General features: G+C 59.2%; 20 protein-coding genes and 1 tRNA gene. 8 read left to right on the plus strand and 13 right to left on the minus strand.

The window, feature by feature from the left end:
* Positions 1-66: 66 nt before the first annotated feature.
* Positions 67-243 (minus strand): Flp family type IVb pilin, encoded by a 177-nt coding sequence (locus GGE33_RS13520; protein WP_148146114.1) that lies wholly within the window; start codon positions 241-243, stop codon positions 67-69.
* Positions 244-637: 394 nt separating this feature from the next.
* On the opposite strand from GGE33_RS13520, the gene GGE33_RS13525 reads away from it, so the two are divergent.
* From GGE33_RS13525 to GGE33_RS13555, 7 genes are all read left to right on the plus strand, one after another.
* Entirely contained in the window at positions 638-1,045 is a 408-nt protein-coding gene (locus tag GGE33_RS13525) for a pilus assembly protein N-terminal domain-containing protein (protein WP_148146115.1), read from the plus strand.
* 122 nt (positions 1,046-1,167) lie between these two features.
* Positions 1,168-1,764, plus strand: coding sequence for a TadE/TadG family type IV pilus assembly protein (locus GGE33_RS13530; RefSeq protein WP_183823758.1), 597 nt, complete (start codon positions 1,168-1,170; stop codon positions 1,762-1,764).
* Positions 1,764-2,354, plus strand: a complete 591-nt coding sequence (locus GGE33_RS13535) for a TadE/TadG family type IV pilus assembly protein (RefSeq protein WP_183823760.1) — start codon at positions 1,764-1,766, stop codon at positions 2,352-2,354. Before GGE33_RS13530 ends, GGE33_RS13535 begins: the two co-directional genes overlap by 1 nt.
* Before the next feature lie 140 nt (positions 2,355-2,494).
* Complete coding sequence (locus GGE33_RS13540; RefSeq protein WP_183823762.1) at positions 2,495-3,715, plus strand: phosphopentomutase; 1,221 nt, start codon at positions 2,495-2,497, stop codon at positions 3,713-3,715.
* Positions 3,712-4,692 carry an adenosine deaminase gene (locus GGE33_RS13545; RefSeq protein ID WP_183823764.1) on the plus strand — a complete coding sequence of 327 codons (981 nt, stop codon included), beginning with the start codon at positions 3,712-3,714 and terminating at the stop codon, positions 4,690-4,692. The genes GGE33_RS13540 and GGE33_RS13545 overlap by 4 nt, the downstream gene beginning before the upstream one ends.
* Positions 4,693-4,792: 100 nt before the next feature.
* Positions 4,793-5,422 carry a uracil phosphoribosyltransferase gene (gene upp / locus GGE33_RS13550; RefSeq protein ID WP_148146120.1) on the plus strand — a complete coding sequence of 210 codons (630 nt, stop codon included), beginning with the start codon at positions 4,793-4,795 and terminating at the stop codon, positions 5,420-5,422.
* A gap of 116 nt (positions 5,423-5,538) precedes the next feature.
* Positions 5,539-6,072 (plus strand): TIGR02281 family clan AA aspartic protease, encoded by a 534-nt coding sequence (locus tag GGE33_RS13555; protein ID WP_148146121.1) that lies wholly within the window; start codon positions 5,539-5,541, stop codon positions 6,070-6,072.
* A 9-nt stretch (positions 6,073-6,081) separates the two neighbouring features.
* Here the strand turns inward: GGE33_RS13555 and deoA are convergent, their stop codons facing one another.
* From deoA to GGE33_RS13615, 12 genes are all read right to left on the minus strand, one after another.
* A complete protein-coding gene (gene deoA / locus GGE33_RS13560) occupies positions 6,082-7,392 on the minus strand; it encodes a thymidine phosphorylase (RefSeq protein WP_183823767.1) in 1,311 nt (436 codons plus the stop codon).
* Between the two features lie 9 nt (positions 7,393-7,401).
* Entirely contained in the window at positions 7,402-8,172 is a 771-nt protein-coding gene (deoC, locus tag GGE33_RS13565) for a deoxyribose-phosphate aldolase (RefSeq protein ID WP_183823769.1), read from the minus strand.
* Between the two features lie 106 nt (positions 8,173-8,278).
* Positions 8,279-9,076, minus strand: a complete 798-nt coding sequence (locus GGE33_RS13570; protein ID WP_183823771.1) for a purine-nucleoside phosphorylase — start codon at positions 9,074-9,076, stop codon at positions 8,279-8,281.
* Positions 9,073-9,465, minus strand: a complete 393-nt coding sequence (locus tag GGE33_RS13575; protein WP_183823773.1) for a cytidine deaminase — start codon at positions 9,463-9,465, stop codon at positions 9,073-9,075. Before GGE33_RS13575 ends, GGE33_RS13570 begins: the two co-directional genes overlap by 4 nt.
* Before the next feature lie 4 nt (positions 9,466-9,469).
* Positions 9,470-10,441 carry an ABC transporter permease gene (locus GGE33_RS13580; protein ID WP_183823775.1) on the minus strand — a complete coding sequence of 324 codons (972 nt, stop codon included), beginning with the start codon at positions 10,439-10,441 and terminating at the stop codon, positions 9,470-9,472.
* 2 nt (positions 10,442-10,443) lie between these two features.
* Positions 10,444-11,547, minus strand: coding sequence for an ABC transporter permease (locus GGE33_RS13585; RefSeq protein WP_183823776.1), 1,104 nt, complete (start codon positions 11,545-11,547; stop codon positions 10,444-10,446).
* Positions 11,548-11,626: 79 nt separating this feature from the next.
* Positions 11,627-13,153, minus strand: a complete 1,527-nt coding sequence (locus tag GGE33_RS13590) for an ABC transporter ATP-binding protein (RefSeq protein WP_183823778.1) — start codon at positions 13,151-13,153, stop codon at positions 11,627-11,629.
* A gap of 75 nt (positions 13,154-13,228) precedes the next feature.
* On the minus strand, positions 13,229-14,221 hold the full coding sequence (locus tag GGE33_RS13595; protein ID WP_148146129.1) for a BMP family lipoprotein: 993 nt from the start codon (positions 14,219-14,221) through the stop codon (positions 13,229-13,231).
* A 231-nt stretch (positions 14,222-14,452) separates the two neighbouring features.
* Positions 14,453-15,112: a peptide-methionine (S)-S-oxide reductase MsrA gene (gene msrA, locus GGE33_RS13600; protein WP_183824150.1), complete on the minus strand. Its 660-nt coding sequence runs from the start codon at positions 15,110-15,112 to the stop codon at positions 14,453-14,455.
* A 73-nt stretch (positions 15,113-15,185) separates the two neighbouring features.
* On the minus strand, positions 15,186-15,512 hold the full coding sequence (locus GGE33_RS13605) for a hypothetical protein (RefSeq protein ID WP_148146130.1): 327 nt from the start codon (positions 15,510-15,512) through the stop codon (positions 15,186-15,188).
* Between the two features lie 131 nt (positions 15,513-15,643).
* A tRNA-Thr gene (locus GGE33_RS13610) sits at positions 15,644-15,718 on the minus strand.
* Between the two features lie 232 nt (positions 15,719-15,950).
* Positions 15,951-17,303: an MFS transporter gene (locus GGE33_RS13615; RefSeq protein ID WP_148146131.1), complete on the minus strand. Its 1,353-nt coding sequence runs from the start codon at positions 17,301-17,303 to the stop codon at positions 15,951-15,953.
* A 317-nt stretch (positions 17,304-17,620) separates the two neighbouring features.
* Between GGE33_RS13615 and cyoA the strand changes: the two genes are divergently transcribed.
* The gene (gene cyoA, locus GGE33_RS13620; protein WP_183823781.1) at positions 17,621-18,760 is read left to right on the plus strand and encodes a ubiquinol oxidase subunit II; all 1,140 of its coding nucleotides are present in this window, start codon (positions 17,621-17,623) and stop codon (positions 18,758-18,760) included.
* Positions 18,761-18,770: the final 10 nt, after the last annotated feature.

Below are 18,770 nucleotides of genomic sequence, written 5' to 3' on the forward strand. Positions count from 1 at the left end.
AAAGCCGCCCTACACGGGACGGCTTTAACCAATGTCTTCGGTGCCAAACGACGGCGGCAAGGAATATTAGCCGTTCGGCTTCGAAACCTTGTTGGAGATGTTGATGAAGGCAGCGTTGAGCGTATTGCCCAGCGTGGAAGCACCGGCGATGATAGCAACGGAAATGAGAGCAGCAATCAGGCCATATTCGATGGCAGTTGCGCCGGACTCATCTTTACGAAAACGAGCGAAAATCTTGGTCATTGGACTCTCCTACTCCACACAATTGTTGTTCAGCACTTACCGACAACTGTTTTCCCGTTGCTCGGTTGACGTGGAAACTACAGCCGGACGATTGCCAACCGCTTAAAGAGGAACGTTACCCAATCGTTAATCGAGGCAGTTCGGAGCACTTTGGTAAATAGAACCTGACAGAAATTCAGAGCATTTTTGAGTAACAATAAGACTCTCGCCCAACAATTGAAGTACATATAATTCAGCTAGTTAATTGATCCGGTCTGGCCAAGCACAGCAATTTTGCCCGCCTATGGCGATGATCAGGGAGCAACGGAGCCGGCCTTACGCCCCAGCTTAAGGCTTCATTCACCAATCAAGGTCATCTTCTATTCACATCGAAATCCGCCCGGGGACCTTAAATATGGCGCTGCGTCTTGTACTGGCCGCCTTCACGCTTGCTTCAACCCTTTTAAGCGCAGACATATCCACTGCCGACGACAGACAGGATGTGTTGCGCGTATTCATGAATCAGGCGCGCGTGCTCAAGCTTGACCGGCCGGTCGCTAAGGTCATCGTTGGTAATTCGGAAGTTGCAGATGCGACCGTGGCGGATGCAACAACGATTGTTCTTACTGGGCGCAGCTTTGGCACAACCAATCTCGTGCTGCTTGACCAGGATGGCAATGCGATTGCCGACGAGCGGGTTCTCGTTTCCATCGACGAAGGTAATACGGTACGGGTATTCAAGCAGACCGAACGGACCGTGCTTTCCTGTACGCCGAACTGCGAGCAGCATGCCGAGTTCGACACAACCGCGAAGACACCCTGACCATCTCGAATGCACCAATTTGCATCAGTTGCGAAACGGATTTTCAATAATCGTTGATTATGGTCCGTACTCACTTTCGCCGCTCAAGCGGTCAGGAAGAGACGCATCAGGATCGCTCGCCAATGACCGGCTCGACTTCGCCGAAAGCACCACAATCCGGCTTGAAGAGGCTCTTTCGCTCGAAAGACGGTGCCGCGGCGATTGAGTTCGCACTGCTTGCTATTCCCTATTTTCTCATTGTCTTTGCCATCGTCGAGACATTCGTGGCCTACACGGCCGAGCAACTGGTCGCCAATGCCGTCGACACGATGGGCCGCAAGCTGCGGACCGGCAATATCACAGTCACGAGCAGTACCGCTTCCACCTACATGAACGAGACCCAATTCCGCCGCGCCTTTTGCGGTGAAATCTCGATCCTGATCCAGTGCAGCGAGGCCGAGGTCTCCAAAGCCAACAAGCTGTTTATCGACGCAAAGCCCTATACGAATTTCTCCGACATGCCGACGACGATCCCGATGGCAAACGGAGATCTCAATACGGCAGGCCTTGGCTTTGCTCCGGGCGGATCTGGCACCAAGAACATGCTGCGTGCCTACTACAAGTGGGACGTCACGACCGATCTGCTTCGCCCGTATATTTCCAACATCCGCCCGACCAGCGGCTCCAATTACTTCCTGATCGTGGAAACCTCTGCTTTCAGGAATGAGGATTATCCGTGATGCGGGCGAAATTGCAAAACATTCTCTCGCGACTACCGCTGACCGAGCAGATGCGGCGCTTCGCGACAGATGTGCGGGGGATAGGCGGAGTGGAATTCGCTCTGATCGCGCCACTTCTGCTTTTCCTTTACATCACCTCTTTCGAGTTAACGATTGGTCTCAGTGTATCGAAGCGGGTAACCCGCACGGCCAGCACGGTCGCAGATCTCGTAACGCAACAGGCAAAGGTCACAACAAGCGACCTGCAGCAGATGACCAGCGTCGCAAACGCCATTTTCACGCCTTACCAGCCTCAAAATCTGAAAATGAAGATTACCGGCGTCACAATAGATGCTTCGAGCAATCCGACTGTGGCCTGGTCCTGGGCGCAAGACGGCAGCCGGCCCTATTCCAATGGCTCCGCGGTCAACGTGCCAACCGACATGCGTTCGGCCAGCACGTTTCTGGTTCGGGCCGAGGTTTCGGTCACGCACCAACTGTTGATGTTTATGCCCGGGCTGATGCCGAGCAGCCTGCAAACCATCACGCTGAACCGCGAGTTTTATTATCGCCAGCGTGTAGGAACCAGCATCACCTGTGACGGGTGCTGAGACTTCGAGGCCGATAAGCTCTTCGACGCTTCCCAACCGACCAGCCGAGGTCTTTGCCAACCGCATCCACGAACTATATGTTACGCGATTCAGTTCGACCACGAGGTCGGACAAGACGGCATTCAGATCACTGGTGACAGATGGCGCGAGCCTTTCTCTTCGTACTTGATTCCTTCGGCGTCGGCGGCGCGCGAGACGCAGCCGATTACGGCGACCTGGGATCCAACACGCTCGGCCATATCGCAGAATTCTGCGCCGCCGGAGCGGCCGACCGGGCGGGCCTACGAGAGGGACCGCTCAAGCTTCCCAACATGACCTCGCTCGGGCTGATGGACATCGCCAAGATGGCAAGCGGCAATTATCCAGTCGGCATGCCGCTTCCAGAGCGGCTGTTCGGGCTTTATGGCGCGGCGAGCGAGTTGTCGAACGGCAAGGATACGCCGTCCGGGCATTGGGAGATCGCCGGTACCCCCGTCATGTTCAACTGGGGTTATTTCCCGACCGAAGGCGATGCTTTTTCGCCGGAACTGGTGGAGGCGATCTGCCGGGATGGCGAGATCCCGGGCATTCTGGGCAATTGCCACGCTTCGGGAACCGAAATCATCGAAAGGCTTGGCGAGGAGCATGTCAGGACGGGCAAGCCGATCTGCTACACGTCAAGCGACAGCGTCTTCCAGATCGCCGCACATGAGACGCATTTCGGGCTGGAGCGGTTGATTAAGCTTTGCCAAGTGGTGCGCGGCCTGCTCGATCCGCTCAATATCGGCCGCGTGATCGCGCGACCCTTTACCGGCGAGACCCCGGAAAGTTTCGAGCGGACCGGCAACCGGCGCGATTTTTCCGTGCTGCCGCCGGAGCCGACCTTGCTCGATCGGCTGGTGGAAGCCGGCCGCAGCGTTCACGCCGCCGGCAAGGTGGGCGATATCTTTGCGCATCAGGGCGTTTCCCGCGTGATCAAGGCGAACGGCAATGCGGCGCTTGCGGCCGCGACCCTTGCCGCCATGGATGAGGCCGCGGACGGCGATCTGGTCTTCACCAATTTCGTCGATTTCGACATGATCTACGGCCATCGTCGCGACGTGCCCGGTTATGCCGCAGCGCTCGAGGCTTTCGACCTGACCCTGCCGGATTTTCACCGGAGGCTGAAACCGGGTGATCTGGTGATATTGACTGCCGACCATGGCTGCGATCCGACCTGGCGCGGCACGGACCATACCCGCGAGCGCGTGCCGATCATGGCCTTTGGTCCCGGTATCCGCACCCGCTCGATCGGGGTCCGGTCCTCCTATGCCGATATCGGCGAGACGATCGCCGCACATCTCGGCATTCCCGCAGGCCGGCATGGATGGAGTTTCCTGTGACGCAACATCTTCTGAAGGCCGAGATCCACTGCCATATCGAGGGGGCAGCCCCCCCGAGCGTGACGGAAAAGCAGGCACGCAAATACGGTGTCGACACCAGCGCATTCCTGCAGGACGGTGCCTATCAATGGCGCGACTTTTCCGAATTCCTGGTCGCCTATGACGCCGTGGCTGCCCTTTTCCGCACGGAAGAAGACTATGCGCTTCTGACTGAAGCCTATCTTTCCGAACTCGCCGCAATCAACACGATCTATAGCGAGATCATCGTGTCGCCGGATCATGGCGACCGGATCGGGCTTGGCGCGGATGCCTATCTCGCCGGTATCTGCGACGGAATTCTTGCTGCGAAGGAAAAGACCGGCATCGAGGCGCGGATCATCGTCACCGGCGAGCGGCATTTTGGACCCGAGCGGGTCATTTCGGCAGCCGAATATGCTGCGCGGGCGAAAAACCCTCTGGTCACCGGTTTCAACATGGCAGGCGAGGAACGCATGGGACGCGTGGCTGACTACGCCCGCGCCTTCGACATCGCCCGCGATGCAGGGCTGGGTCTCACCATCCATGCAGGCGAAGTGTGCGGGCCATTCAGCGTGACGGATGCGCTGGATTTGGTGAAGCCGGCGCGTATTGGCCATGGTGTCAGGGCGATAGAGGACGAGGCGCTGGTGGCGCGGCTGGCGGAACTCGGCACGGTGCTGGAAGTCTGCCCCGGTTCGAATATCGCGCTTGGCGTCTTTGCCGATTTCGACAGCCATCCCCTGAAACGGCTCAAGGCAGCCGGAGTGAAGGTCTGCATCAATTCCGACGATCCGCCCTTCTTCGCCACGTCGCTTGCCCGCGAATACGAGATTGCCGCGCAGGCGATGGGCATGAGCGATGCGGAGATCAACCAGATGACCCGCACGGCGCTTGAGGCGGCATTCGTGGATGACGGCACGAAAGCGGGATTGCTGCAGCGTTTCGACGCGCAAAGTTGAGGTTCAGGCTGGGGATCATGCCTGGAGCAGGATCTCGCCCCTTGCAGAACAGGACGTTTTTCGAAAAAGAAGAGACAAGCAACGAAAAGGATAAAAGGTCATGGACGGCGTCACAGTCATCAATCATCCGCTGGTGCAGCACAAGCTGACGATCATGCGCAAGAAGGAGACGTCGACCGCCGGTTTCCGCAGACTGCTGCGCGAGATCTCGATGCTTCTCTGCTACGAAGTAACCCGCGATCTCGAGCTGACGATGGAAACGATCGAGACGCCGATCACCGAGATGCAGTCGCCGATCGTGGAAGGCAAGAAGCTGGTCTTCGTTTCGATCCTGCGTGCGGGCAACGGCCTTCTGGAAGGCATGCTCGAACTGGTGCCTTCGGCCCGCGTCTCTCATATCGGCCTTTACCGCGACCACGACACGCTGCAGCCGGTGGAATATTACTTCAAGGCTCCGGATGGTCTCGACGAGCGCCTGCTGATCGTCGTAGATCCGATGCTGGCAACCGGCAATTCGGCAATCGCCGCGATCCAGAAGCTCAAGGAGCGCGGTGCGACGAACATCCGTTTCCTCTGCCTGCTTGCAGCACCGGAAGGCATCAAGAACTTCCAGGAAGCCCATCCGGACGTGAAGATCTACACGGCATCGATCGACAGCCACCTGAACGAGAAGGGCTATATCGTGCCGGGTCTCGGCGATGCCGGCGACCGCATGTACGGCACGAAATAAGGTTTTCAGGATTTCCTAACCAATGATGAAGAAGGCGGCCGGTCCGAAAGGGTCAGGCCGCTTTTTCGTAACCATTGCGGCCTAGCGTGTTTTCCCTGAACCCAGGGGATCGACCCATGCTTATTCGCACCGCCATGTTCGCAGCCGTCGCCGTTGTCGTGGCGACGCAGATCCCTGCCCTGCTCGAACACACCGGCCCGGCACAGCAAGAGCCGGTGGTGCAGGCGCCCGCCGCCAAATCACAGGTCGCGACCACTCCGCAGGCCGCATCGCTCACTCCGGGGACGATGGTTCTCAACGCCGATGGCCGCGGCCATTTCATCGGTACGTTCAAGCTGAACGGCAAGTCCGTTACCGGTCTGGTGGATACCGGCGCTTCAGTGGTGGCGATCAACGAACGCACGGCCCGGATGCTGGGTTATGGCGCAAACAGCCTCGACTTCCGCTACCCGATGCAGACGGCGAACGGGCAGACGCTGGCTGCGCATGTCGTGCTCGACCGCGTGGAGATCGGCAATGTGCGGGTGCGCGATGTCGATGCCATGGTGCTGCGCGACGAAGCGCTGAGCACCACTTTGGTCGGCATGAGTTTTCTGACGAAGCTGAAATCCTACCAGGTCAAGGGCGGCAGCCTGACGCTTGCCAATTGAGGCTGGTGATCAGCCGATACGTTCAATGATGACCGGCGACGATTCCGGTGCGCTTTCCGCGATCGTGTAGCTTGTAAGAAAGGCGTCGCCTGCGCGATCCGCCTGTTCGCGGGACGCCGCGTGAACGCGTGCGATCGCTTGCCCCTTCTCGACCGCAGAGCCCAGCGGCAGGATGCGATCGAAGCCGACGCTGTGGTCGATCGTGGCGGTTGTCTTGCGGCGGCCGCCGCCCATATCCACCACGGCAAGCCCGAGGGTGCGACCATCACAGGCAGCAAGATAACCGGTGGCCGGGGCCAGAACATCCAGCATGACGGGCGCTTTCGGCAGACAGGTTTCCGGGCGCTCGCAGACATGGGCAGGACCGCCGAGCGCATGCACCATGCGGGCAAAAGTTTCCATTGCCCGGCCGGACGAGAGAGCCGAGCGCGCCATGCCCCTGCCCTCTTCAACGGTCGATGCGAGGCCTGCCTGAACCAGCATTTCGGCGACCTCAGCCAGAACGACCGTCTCAAGCCGCGTTCCCGTCTTCCGACCGGCGAGAAAATCGACGCAGTTCATCACTTCCAGTGCATTGCCGGTGGCATCAGCCAGCGGCTGGTTCATATCGGTGATGAGTGCGACGGTCGGCACGCCTGCGCCGTTTGCCACATCGACCAGCGAGCGGGCCAGAATGCGGGCTTCCCCGATATCCTGCATGAAGGCGCCCGAGCCGACCTTTACATCCATCAGCAGGGTCTGAAGGCCTGCGGCAAGCTTCTTCGACAGGATCGAGGCGGTGATCAGCGGCACGGATTCGACCGTCGCGGTGACATCTCGGATGGCATAAAGGCGGCGGTCGGCAGGCGCCAGATCCGATGTCTGGCCGACGATCGCACAGCCGACGTCCTGCACGACTTTTGAGAACCGCGCCTGATCCGGTGCGATGTCGTAACCCGGAATGGATTGCAGCTTGTCGAGCGTGCCGCCGGTATGGCCGAGGCCGCGGCCGGAAATCATCGGGACCGCGAGGCCGCAGGCTGCCGCGATGGGGGCGAGCATCAGCGAGACGTTATCTCCGACGCCGCCGGTCGAATGCTTGTCGGCGATCGGACGATCTACATTGTCCCACTTTAGGACGGAGCCGCTGTCACGCATGGCAAGCGTCAGATCAACCGTCTCATTTCTGGACATGCCCCGAAAGAAGACAGCCATGGCGAAGGCTGCTGCCTGCGCTTCCGAAACCGCTCCATCCGTGACACCGGCGATGAAGGCCGCGGTCTCTTCTCTCGAAAGATCGTGACCGTCTCTCTTATGGCGGATGGTTTCCTGCGGCAGCATGCCAGTGCGTCAATAGCCGGCGGCGGCGCGCGGCGCGGCGCTGCCGCTCAAGACCGCCAGAATGTCATCGAGCAGGCTCGAAGCGCCGAAACGGAAGGTCGAGGGCATGACCCAGTTCGGCCCCAGGATGCTTTCTGCAAGCCTCAGATAGAGATCGGCATCGGCAACGGTGGAAATGCCGCCGGCGGGCTTGAAGCCGACCTTTGCTTTGGATTCGCGGATGGCGCGCAACATGATGTCGGCTGCTTCCAGTGTCGCATTGACGGAAACCTTGCCGGTGGAGGTCTTGATGAAATCGGCGCCGGCCGCGATCGCCAGTTCGGACGAGCGCCTGACGAGCGCCATGTCGCGGATCTCGCCGGTTTCGAGAATGACCTTGAGCGTGGATTGTGGGCAGGCGGCACGAACGGCTTCGACCATCGTCGTGACGGCCGTCTCATCACCTGCGATGAAGGCCTTGTAGGGAATGACGAGATCGATCTCGTCGGCTCCGTCCTCGACGGCCTTTTTCGTTTCCGCGATCACTTCAGCAACGGCAAGATCACCGGAAGGAAAGTTGACGACGGTTGCGATCCTGACCGGATGACCGGGCCCGAGAATGCTGCGGGCATGGGCGACGAAGCGCGGCCAAATGCAGATCGCAGCGCTATTGCCATAGGGTGTCTGGGCGCGCAGGCACAGGTTTTCGATCGCGGCATTGTCGCAATCGTCACGCAGGTTCGTCAGGTCGAGAAGAGACAGGGCAAATGCCGCAGCCTCGCGCGGGCTCTGCAGTTCCATGGTGTCCTCCGGTGTGGATTGAAGTGCAAGTTTTAGCGTTGAACCGATTTGATTCAACCCGCATAGGTCGCGAAATGTGGTATCTTGCCGCTAGGGCGTTGATAAGTCAGGCATCGCGGCTGAGCATTTCATGCAGGACCGCGGCGAGCCGGGCACCACCGACAGGGGCCATGTCCTTGGTTTCCTCGTGGCTGAGCTCGGCACCGGTCATGCCTGCCCCGTAATTGGTGACGACCGAGGCGGCCGCAACCTTGAGGCCGAAGTAACGGGCGAGAATGACTTCCGGCACGGTCGACATGCCGACTGCATCGGCGCCCAGCGTGCGCGCCATGCGAATTTCGGCCGGCGTTTCGAAGCTCGGGCCAGAGAACCACATGTAGACGCCCTGATACAGCGTCACACCGGCAAGGATCGCGGCATTGCGCATCTTGAGCGCCAGATCGGCATCATAGGCACTGGTCATGCCGACGAAGCGTTGATCGCCATGTTCGCCGATCAGCGGGTTCATGCCGGAATAGTTGATATGGTCGGTGATCTGCATGACCGAACCGGGCGGCATGTCTTCACGCACGGACCCTGCCGAGTTGGTAAGGATCAGCGACTGCACGCCAAGGCCCTTTAGCACCTGCAGGGGGAACCGCATGGCCTTGGGATCGCCATGCTCGTAATAATGGGTGCGGCCGGACAGCATGATGACCGGCTGGCTGCCGAGATAACCCGCCACCAGTTCGCCCGCATGGCCAGTAACACCGCTGACCGGGAAACCTTCGAGTTCCCTGTAGGAAATGCGGATTTGGTCGGTGACGCCCTCGACCAGCGAGCCGAGGCCTGAGCCGAGCACGATCGCCACGCGCGGCACAAGGCCATTCAGCCGTTCGACTAGCAGATCGGTTACCGTCGTCATCCGATAACATCCGTTTCAAAAGCATAAGGCAGAAGTTCGCCCATGGTGACGGTCTTCGCCACGCCTGCCTCGTCGCAGAGATAGATGCGGGTATCGGCCGAAGCGAATTCCGAGATCTTCTGGCGGCAGCCGCCGCAGGGAGTGCAGAGCGGCAGCTTTTCGGCAATCACCGCCAGTTCGACGATCTTCTTTCCGCCGCCCATGACCATGGCGCCGATCGCCGTCGGCTCGGCGCACCAGCCTTGAGGGAAGGAGAGGTTCTCGATATTGGCGCCGAGATAGACTTTTCCGTCATCCGCCTTCAACGCAACACCGACCGGGAACTTGGAATAGGGCGCATGAGCCTTGGTCATCGCCTCGCGGGCTGCTTCGAATAGTTCGTGCGACATCTCTTTAGCGCTCCTTGGTGTAGGCGACGCCGCCGGCCTTGGGCGGGCGGGCGACGCCGATGAAACCGGCAAGCAGGACGCAGGTAAGGATATAGGGCAGCGCCTGGAAGATCTGCACCGGAACCTCGCCGATCATGGGCAACGACTTGCCCTGCATGAAATTGGCGAAGGCATCAAGGAAGCCGAAGAGCAGGCAGGCGAACATGACCGGCACCGGCTTCCACTTGGCGAAGATAAGCGCTGCAAGCGCGATGTAACCCTTGCCGGCCGACATGTTGTTGATGAAGGCGGCGGATTGGGCGATCGACAGATAGGTGCCGGCAAAGCCTGCAAGAAAACCGGTGACGATCAGCGCGCGATAACGCAGCCAGACGACCGATACGCCTGCCGTATCGACCGCGCCCGGATTTTCGCCGACGGCGCGAAGGCGCAGGCCGAAACGGGTGCGATAGAGCACCCACCAGGAGATCGGCACCATGAGGAAGGCGATGTAAGTCAGGATGTTGTTGCCGGAAATGACATTGGCGTAAAGCGGCCCGATGATCGGCACGTCGCGCATCATGTCGGCACCCGGCAGGATGATGCCGGAGAAGCGCCCTTCCGGCGGCACCTGGCCGGTGCGTCCGCCCTGGTTGAACCAGGCGGTGCCAAGCACGATCGTCAGGCCCGCCGCGATGAAGTTCAGCGCCACGCCGGAGACGATCTGGTTGCCGCGGTTGGTGATCGAGGCAAAGCCGTGCAGCAGCGAGAAGATGATCGAAACCAGAATGCCTGCGCCGAGACCTGCCCAGGCATTGCCGGTCCAATAGGCGACGCAGGCGGCGGCGAAGGCGGATGCCAGCATCTTGCCTTCAAGGCCGATGTCGAAAATACCGGCGCGCTCGGAGAACAGACCTGCCAGTGCGGTGAAGAGCAGCGGGATGGACAGGCGGATCGCCGAGCCCAGAATGCTGACGAAAGTATCGAAATATTCCATGGCTACTTCCCCCTCGCCGTCTGGTAGAGCCGCACCATGGCCGGGCGCAGCATGTATTCCAGCGCACCGGCAAAGAAGATGACGAGACCCTGGATGACCACGATCATGTCGCGGGTGATATTTGGCATTTCGAAGGAGAGATCCGCACCGCCCTGATAGAGGATGCCGAAGAGGATCGCGGCGAGAATGATGCCGACCGGATGACTGCGTCCCATCAGCGAAACGGCAATGCCGACAAAACCGGCCCCTGCGACGAATTCCACCTGAAGACGGGCCGAGGCACCCATGACCGCATTGAGCGACATCATGCCGGCAAGACCGCCGGAGATGAGCATGGCGATGATGACGGTGCGGACGTACGGGATGCCGGCGTAAACCGCAGCCGTCGGGCTGATGCCGAGCGTGCGCATCTCATAACCGAGCTTGGTGCGCCAGATCAGCAGCCAGACGAGGTAGCACATGATGAGCGCGATGATGAAGGAGACGTTGAAAGGGGCCGGGCCGAGCTTAAGGCCGAACAGCGCCATCAGCCAGTCGAGCTTGGGCAGCTGCCCGCCAGGCAGGAAGGTGCGGGTTTCCGGCGCCATCTTGCCCGGTACGATGAAGACGTTGACCAGAAGATAGACCATCAGCGCCGCGCCGATGAAATTGAACATGATGGTGGTGATGACGATATGGCTGCCGCGCTTGGCCTGCAACCAGGCGGGGATGAAGGCCCAGGCGGCACCGAAGAGCGCCGCGCCGACAACCGCAAAAGGCATGGTCACGTACCACGGCACGTAATGATCGAGCGAGAGCGCAACCAGCGCTGCACCCAGACCGCCAACATAGGCCTGACCTTCGGAGCCGATGTTGAACAGGCCGGCATGGAAAGCGACCGCCACCGACAGGCCGGTGAAGATGAAGCTCGTGGCATAAAACAGGGTGAAGCCGATCGCATCACCGCGGCCGAGCGCACCCTGAATGAGGAAATTCAGCGCCTCAAACGGGTTTTCGCCGATCGCCCAGACGACGAGGCCGGAGAAGAAGAAGGCGAGGATGAGGTTCAACAGCGGAATGACGCCGTAATTGATCCAGGCGGGCAATGGGACCGAAGCCGTGCTCATGCGCCCCTCCCCGTTTGCCCGGTTCCGATCCGTGCCTCGTTCATCCCATACTCCGAAATTCTATCAAAAATAGAGACCGTCACGCTGCGATCCCCGCCATCATCAGGCCAAGTGTCTGCTCATCCGCGTCCGCCGATTTTTCGCCGACGACCTTGCCTGCAAACATGACGAGGATGCGGTCCGACAGCGAGCGGATCTCGTCGAGTTCGACGGAGACCAGAAGCACCGCCTTGCCGGCATCGCGCATCTCGATGATGCGCCGGTGGATGAACTCGATCGCGCCGATATCGACGCCGCGGGTCGGCTGGCCGATCAAGAGCATTTTGGGATCGCGCTCGATCTCGCGGGCAACGACGATCTTCTGCTGGTTGCCGCCGGAGAAATTGGCAGTCTTCAGCCGCGGGTTCGGCGGGCGGATATCGTATTTTTCGATCTGCTCCTCGGCGCTCTTTCGAATTGCGTCGAGATCCAGCATCGCGCCGCGGCCGTAACGCGGATCGTGGTGATAGCCGAGGATGGAGTTTTCGTATTCCTCGAATTTCAGCACCAGCCCCATATGGTGGCGATCTTCGGGAATGTGCGCGAGGCCGAGCTGGCGCAGCAGGGCGGGATCGGCAGCGCCTACCGGCTTGCCGTCGATCAGGATTTCTCCCGAGACAGGCTTGCGGATGCCGGCAAGCGCTTCGAGCAGCTCAGACTGGCCGTTGCCGGCAACACCGGCTATGCCGACGATTTCTCCGGCTCTTACATCGAAGGAGACGTCGTCGACCATGGTGACGCCACGGCCGTCCTTCACCGTCAGGTTCTTCACCGAAAGAAGCACCGGGCCGGGATTGGCCTCGCCCTTTTCGACACGCAGCAGCACGCGGCGGCCAACCATCAGTTCGGCGAGTTCGGCAACCGTCGTCTCGGCCGTTTTGCGGGTGGCGACCATCTCGCCGCGACGCATGACCGAGACCATATCGGTGATCGCCATGATCTCGCGCAGCTTGTGGGTGATGAGGATGATCGTCTTGCCCTGATCGCGCAGAACCTGAAGGATACGGAAGAGGTGATCTGCTTCGGCCGGGGTCAAGACACCCGTAGGCTCATCGAGAATGAGGATCTCGGCGCCGCGATAAAGCGCTTTCAAGATTTCGACACGCTGCTGGCTGCCGACCGGCAATTCCTCGATCACCGCATCCGGATCGACTTCCAGACCGTAATCCTTTTCGAGCCGCTTCAGTTCTTTGCGCGCACCTGCAACGCCCTTGGCGAGCAACTGCCCGCCTTCCGCACCGAGCATGACATTTTCCAGCACGGTGAAATTCTCCACCAGCATGAAATGCTGGTGGACCATGCCGATGCCCGCCGCAATCGCGGCCTGGCTGTCACGGATCGTGACCGGCTTACCCTGAATGCGGATCTCACCCTCGTCGGCGTGGTAGAAGCCATAGAGGATCGACATCAGTGTCGACTTACCGGCACCGTTTTCGCCGATAATGCCGTGGATGGATCCCTTGCCGACGGAAAGGTTGATGTTCTTGTTCGCATGGACTGCGCCGAACTTCTTGTCGATGCCGACAAGTTCGATCGCAGGCTCATTCGCTGAAGACTGAAGGCTCAATGGTCCGACCTTGCTCTTAATATGCAAAAAGGGCGCATGGCGGCAGTTCCACCATGCGCCCCTTCGATCCTTGACTTACATCGGGCAGGAATTGTCCGTCATGTAGTCATGCACCTTAACGGTGCCGGCAATGATATCGGCCTTTGCCTTATCGAGCGCGGCCTGCATTTCCGGCGTGATCAGAGCCTTGTTGTTGTCGTCCATGGCCGCAACGACGCCGCCATCCTTGATGCCGTTGGACTGGACACCGGCGGTGAACTTGTCGGCTGCAGTATCCTTGTAGGCGTTATAGACCGCCAGATCGACGCGCTTGACCATCGAGGTCAGAACCGAACCCGGATGTACATGGTTCTGGTTCGAATCGACGCCGATCGAGAGCTTCTTGTTGTCGGTAGCAGTCTGCATGACGCCCAGACCCGATGCACCGGCTGCCGCGTAAATGACGTCGGCGCCCTGGTCGATCTGGTTCTTGGTGAGCTCGCCTGCGCGAACCGGGTCGTTCCAGGCAGCGCCGGTCGTGCCGACCATGTTCTGGAAGACCTGCATATCGGCCTTAACGGACTTGGCGCCCTGGACATAACCACAGCCGAACTTGCGGATCAGCGGGATATCCATGCCACCGACGAAACCGACCTTGCCGGTCTTGGAGGCCATGCCAGCGAGAAGACCGACGAGATAGGAGCCTTCCGCTTCGTTATAGACAACGGAACGAACGTTCGGCAGATCGACGACCGAGTCGACGATGACGAATTTGGTGTCGGGAAATTCAGCGGCAACCTTTTCCATGGCCGAAGTCCAGGCGAAGGAAACCGCGATGACGGGGTTATAGCCACGGCTTGCGAAGTTGCGAATAGCCTGCTCGCCCTGCGTGTCGCTTGTCGGCTCGAAATCGCGATAATCGGTGCCGGTTTCCTTCTTGTACATTTCGGCACCGGCATAGGCGGCCTCGTTGAAGGATTTATCGAATTTACCACCGGTGCCATAGACCAGCGCCGGCTTGATCTCGGCGGCCAGCGCTGTCGTCGACATCGCAGCTACGGCGAGAAGGCTCAAAAAGGTTTTCTTCATGGTGCAGCCTTGCTTTTTTTAATGTTAGGTCCTCCCGCGGGTCCGACCAGCGAACGCCATGCGGTTACCGCCCCCTCTTTGAAGGCTTGGCTATACCTACTCTTGCATGTGCGCCAGAAAAATTCACCAGATTTTTTTCATCCGGTAAAAACGCCTATCCCTTTGGCAGCCTGCATGAATTTGCCGCGGACCTGCACAAATCCGCGGCGCTCAAATCATATTTTCGCAGCTTCAAGCCGCCTGGCCGACCGGGCAGGACACACCGGTGCCCTTGAGACCGCAATAACCGGCCGGGTTCTTGGCGAGATACTGCTGGTGATAGTCTTCAGCATAATAAAATGTCGGCACGGGAGCGAGTTCCGTGGTGATCGGTGTATCGCGGCCAGCCTTGTTGAGGGCATCCTGGAAAACATCCAGCGCCTCGCGCGCCTGCTCGGCCTGGTTTTCGCTCGTCGTGTAGATCGCGGAACGATAGGTCGTGCCGATGTCGTTGCCCTGCCGCATGCCCTGGGTGGGATCATGCTCCTCGAAGAACAGCTTCAGCAGCTGGCGGTAGGAGACGATTTTCGGATCGAAGACAATCTTCACGATCTCTGCATGGCCGGTGAGCCCGGTCGTCGTTTCATGATAGGTCGGGTTCGGCGTGATACCGCCGGCATAGCCGACCGCGGTCACGTAGACACCCGGCACCTTCCAGAACAGGCGCTCGGCACCCCAGAAGCAGCCCATGCCGAAATAGGCAACTTCCAGGCCTTGCGGATAAGGGCCCTTGAGGGCGTGGCCGTTGACGAAATGGATCTCGGATGTCGGGATCTCATGCGGCCTACCGGGCAGAGCCGTCTGCTCTGATGGCATTACAGTCTTCTTGCTGAAGATCTCGTTCAGGAACATTTCTGCCTCCATCTTTGGCGACATTGGTTGTTTACTTTTCCTGGACTGCATCTCCCCGGCACCGCCTGCCGGTTCAGGCCGCGAAACGTCCTGCGAAAGACGTTCTCTTGTAGCCCACCATCCAGAAAAGCAGTGCGAGGACCAGGAACATGACACCGGCAGGCTGCGCCAGAACCGGCGCCACATAGGGTCGCCATATATCTGCGCTCATATAGTCATCAGCCGACAGTTCTGCCAGTGTCAGACTTTCAGGATCGAGATTAAGCCAGGCATTGCCGAGGCTAGTCAGAACCACATCCGACGACGAAACGGACTGGATCGCATCGATAGTGCCGACGAGGACAGCAGCAGCAAGCGCTGCGAAACTCAAAAAATGGAAAAACGCCCGAAGGAGCCTCATCGCGCAGATCTCTTCCCTCAAACACCGGCGTCCTGCATTAAACGATAGCGCCATCGCCTGCATATGGCAACGACGGCCCAATTATCCGACACGGTGTCCGTGCGTTAAGTACTTGTCATTCTGGAGGAAAATGGTGCTGCTAGAGAGATTTGAACTCTCGGCCTCTCCCTTACCAAGGGAGTGCTCTACCCCTGAGCTATAGCAGCATCTGAGCGGCGCGGCTCAACCCGCGTCGTTGGTGAGCGGCCTATTGCCATAGGTTCATGGTGAGTGCAAGCGGCAAATCAACTATTTTGTTGAGAACCGTGACCGCGTTGCCGCCAGACCAAGGCGGAAGCCCCGGCTGTGCCGCGAAAGAGAAACGGATCGCAGCATTATCGATTTTTCGATGGAATTGATGGATGGCGGGGTGACATGGCCACCCCGCCATCCATTCCTCTAGGTTTTCGTCACACCATCGACGCTGTCGAGCGTACGGCTGAGGAGCAGTGCGAGAATCGTACAGATCGCACCGGAGATCAGATACCCCCCAATGAAGATGATGCCGAAATTGCTGGCGAGCCCGAGAGCGACCAGCGGCGCGAAACCCGCACCGATCAGCCATGCAAGGTCCGAGGTGAGCGCCGAGCCGGTATATCTGTAACCGGCGCTGAAGCGCGAGGAAACCGAACCGGACGCCTGGCCGAAGGACAGGCCAAGGATGGCGAAGCCGAGAATGATGAAGGCCGACTGTCCGGTCACGCCTGCATCAAGCAGGAAGGGCGCCGTGAAGCTGAAGATCGCGATGATGAAGGCACCGATCAGCAACTGGCGCCGACGGCCGATGCGATCGGCCAGAAAGCCCGAAAGCATGATGGTGGCGAAACCGCAGAGCGCGCCCAGCACCTGAACGAACAGGAAGGTGCCTGCGGACTGGCCGCCATACAATGTCACCCAGCTCAGCGGGAAGATCGTCACCAGATGGAACATTGCGAAGCTGGCAAGCGGCGCAAAGGCACCGATCACGATATCGAAACCGTGAAGCCTCAAAACCTCGGTTATCGGCTTGGCTTCCAGTTCGTGATTGTCCATGGCGGCGCCGAATTCATGCGAGGCGACGATGCGCAACCTTGCGAACAGGGCCACGACGTTGATCGCAAAGGCTACGAAGAAGGGAAAGCGCCAGCCCCAGTCAAGGAAGTCGGCATCCGAAAGATTGACGACGAAATAACCGAAAAGGATGCTGGCCAGAGCAAAGCCGACCGGCGCTCCGAGCTGCGGGATCATTGCGTAAAAACCACGGCGGTTTTGCGGAGCGCTTATCGCAAGCAGGGAAGCCAGCCCATCCCACGCTCCTCCAAGCGCAAAACCCTGGCCGAGCCGGAAAAGCGCCAGAAGCGCCACGGACCACATGCCGATCGTCTCGTATCCCGGCAGAAAAGCGATCGATGCGGTCGAGCCACCCAGAATGAGTAGCGCCGTCGTCAGCTTCGTGCCGCGGCCGAAGGTGCGATCAATCCACATGAAAACGAAAGAACCGACCGGCCTTGCCAGGAAGGCGAGCGAGAAAATGGCGAATGAATAGAGAGTGGCAGTGACGGGGTCCGGGGCAAATGGGAAGACCAGACGGGGGAAAACGAGCACGCAGCCCAGACCGAACACGAAAAAGTCAAAAAACTCGGATGTGCGGCCGATCACGACCCCGATGGCGATGTTACCCGCCGAAATCGGCTTGTCGTCGTGAATATGCCTTGCATCGCGCTCCAGTGCTGATGACGACGGACCAGTCGCCAGAATTGTTGCCTCTGCCATGACTAACGTTCCTCCTTCGCGTCATTGCAACATTGAGTATGTTGGCCGGACTTGCTGTCAATCAAGATTTCAACTGTGAATTTGTGAAATTTCGAAAATTAGCAAATTTTGCCACAATCGTCAGGTTTCGCGCGATAAGGTATGTCTTCTGTCAACTTTATAGACTAGATTGCGCGCCGCAGGGCCGCCCTCCATCGAAATGGAGCAGGTGGTGATTTGCAGTGCGAAAAATTGTAGCACTGCGACGAAACACCTCATGGAGATCGGGGCAATGCTCCGATAGGCGAACTAGATAAAAAGCAAATTTGAGCAGATCAATGTCCCCAATCGTAAGGCGTCTTTGCCAGCTTTCCATCCTTCTTATCCTCCCATTCATGGCAGGCTGTGACCTTGTGGTCATGTCTCCGTCGGGCGATATCGCGCAGCAGCAGGCAGACCTCATCGTCGTGTCGACGGTGCTGATGCTTCTGATCATCGTGCCGGTGTTATTTTTGACCTTGTACTTCGCGTGGCACTATCGCCATTCGAACACGAAGGCCAAATATGACCCCGAATGGCATCACTCGACCCGCCTTGAAGTGGTGATCTGGTCCGCACCGCTGGCGATCATCATCGCATTGGGCGCAATCACCTGGATCAGCACCCACAAGCTCGACCCGTTCCGTCCGCTCGATCGCATCGATGCGGAACGTACCATTCCGGAAGGCACCAAGCCTCTCGAAGTGGAAGTGGTTGCGCTGGACTGGAAGTGGCTGTTCTTCTATCCGGAATACGGCGTCGCTACCGTCAACGAGATGGCAGCGCCGGTCGACCGGCCGATCACCTTCAAGATCACCTCTTCGTCAGTGATGAACTCCTTCTACATTCCGGCACTGGCAGGCATGATCTACGCCATGCCGGGCATGGAAACGAAGCTGCATGCGGTGATCAACAAGGAAGGCGTATTCGACGGCCTGTCGTCGAACTACAGCGGACCGGGCTTCTCGCACATGCGCTTCAAGTTCCACAGCCTCAACGAGCAGGGCTTCGACGGCTGGATCGCCCAGGTCAAGCAGAATGGCACCGCGCTCAACCGCGACGCCTACCTGAAGCTTGAAAAGCCGAGCGAAAAAGAGCCCGTCCGCTATTACGCAACTGTCGAAGACGGCCTCTACAGAGCAATCCTCAACGTCTGCGCCACGCCCGGCAAGATGTGCATGGACGAGATGATGCATATCGACATGATGGGCGGCGCCGGCCTGGAAAGCCACGAGAATCGTGATCGCCTGAAGTATGACGGCGGCCCGATCGACATCAACCTTCGCGGTCATGGCGAAGAGCATTCCGCAGTCGAGCCCGCCGCGGGCTCTCAGTCCACCAAGAACATGCCCGCTGAGGGCATGTCGCACGGCAACCATTCCATGCAGGGCACGGATATGGCCAAGGGCGACGCCTCCGAGGCGCCAAAAACAAACTAACCTGGCGCCT

This window comes from Aliirhizobium cellulosilyticum, from assembly GCF_014198105.1.
Classification (GTDB): domain Bacteria; phylum Pseudomonadota; class Alphaproteobacteria; order Rhizobiales; family Rhizobiaceae; genus Neorhizobium; species Neorhizobium cellulosilyticum.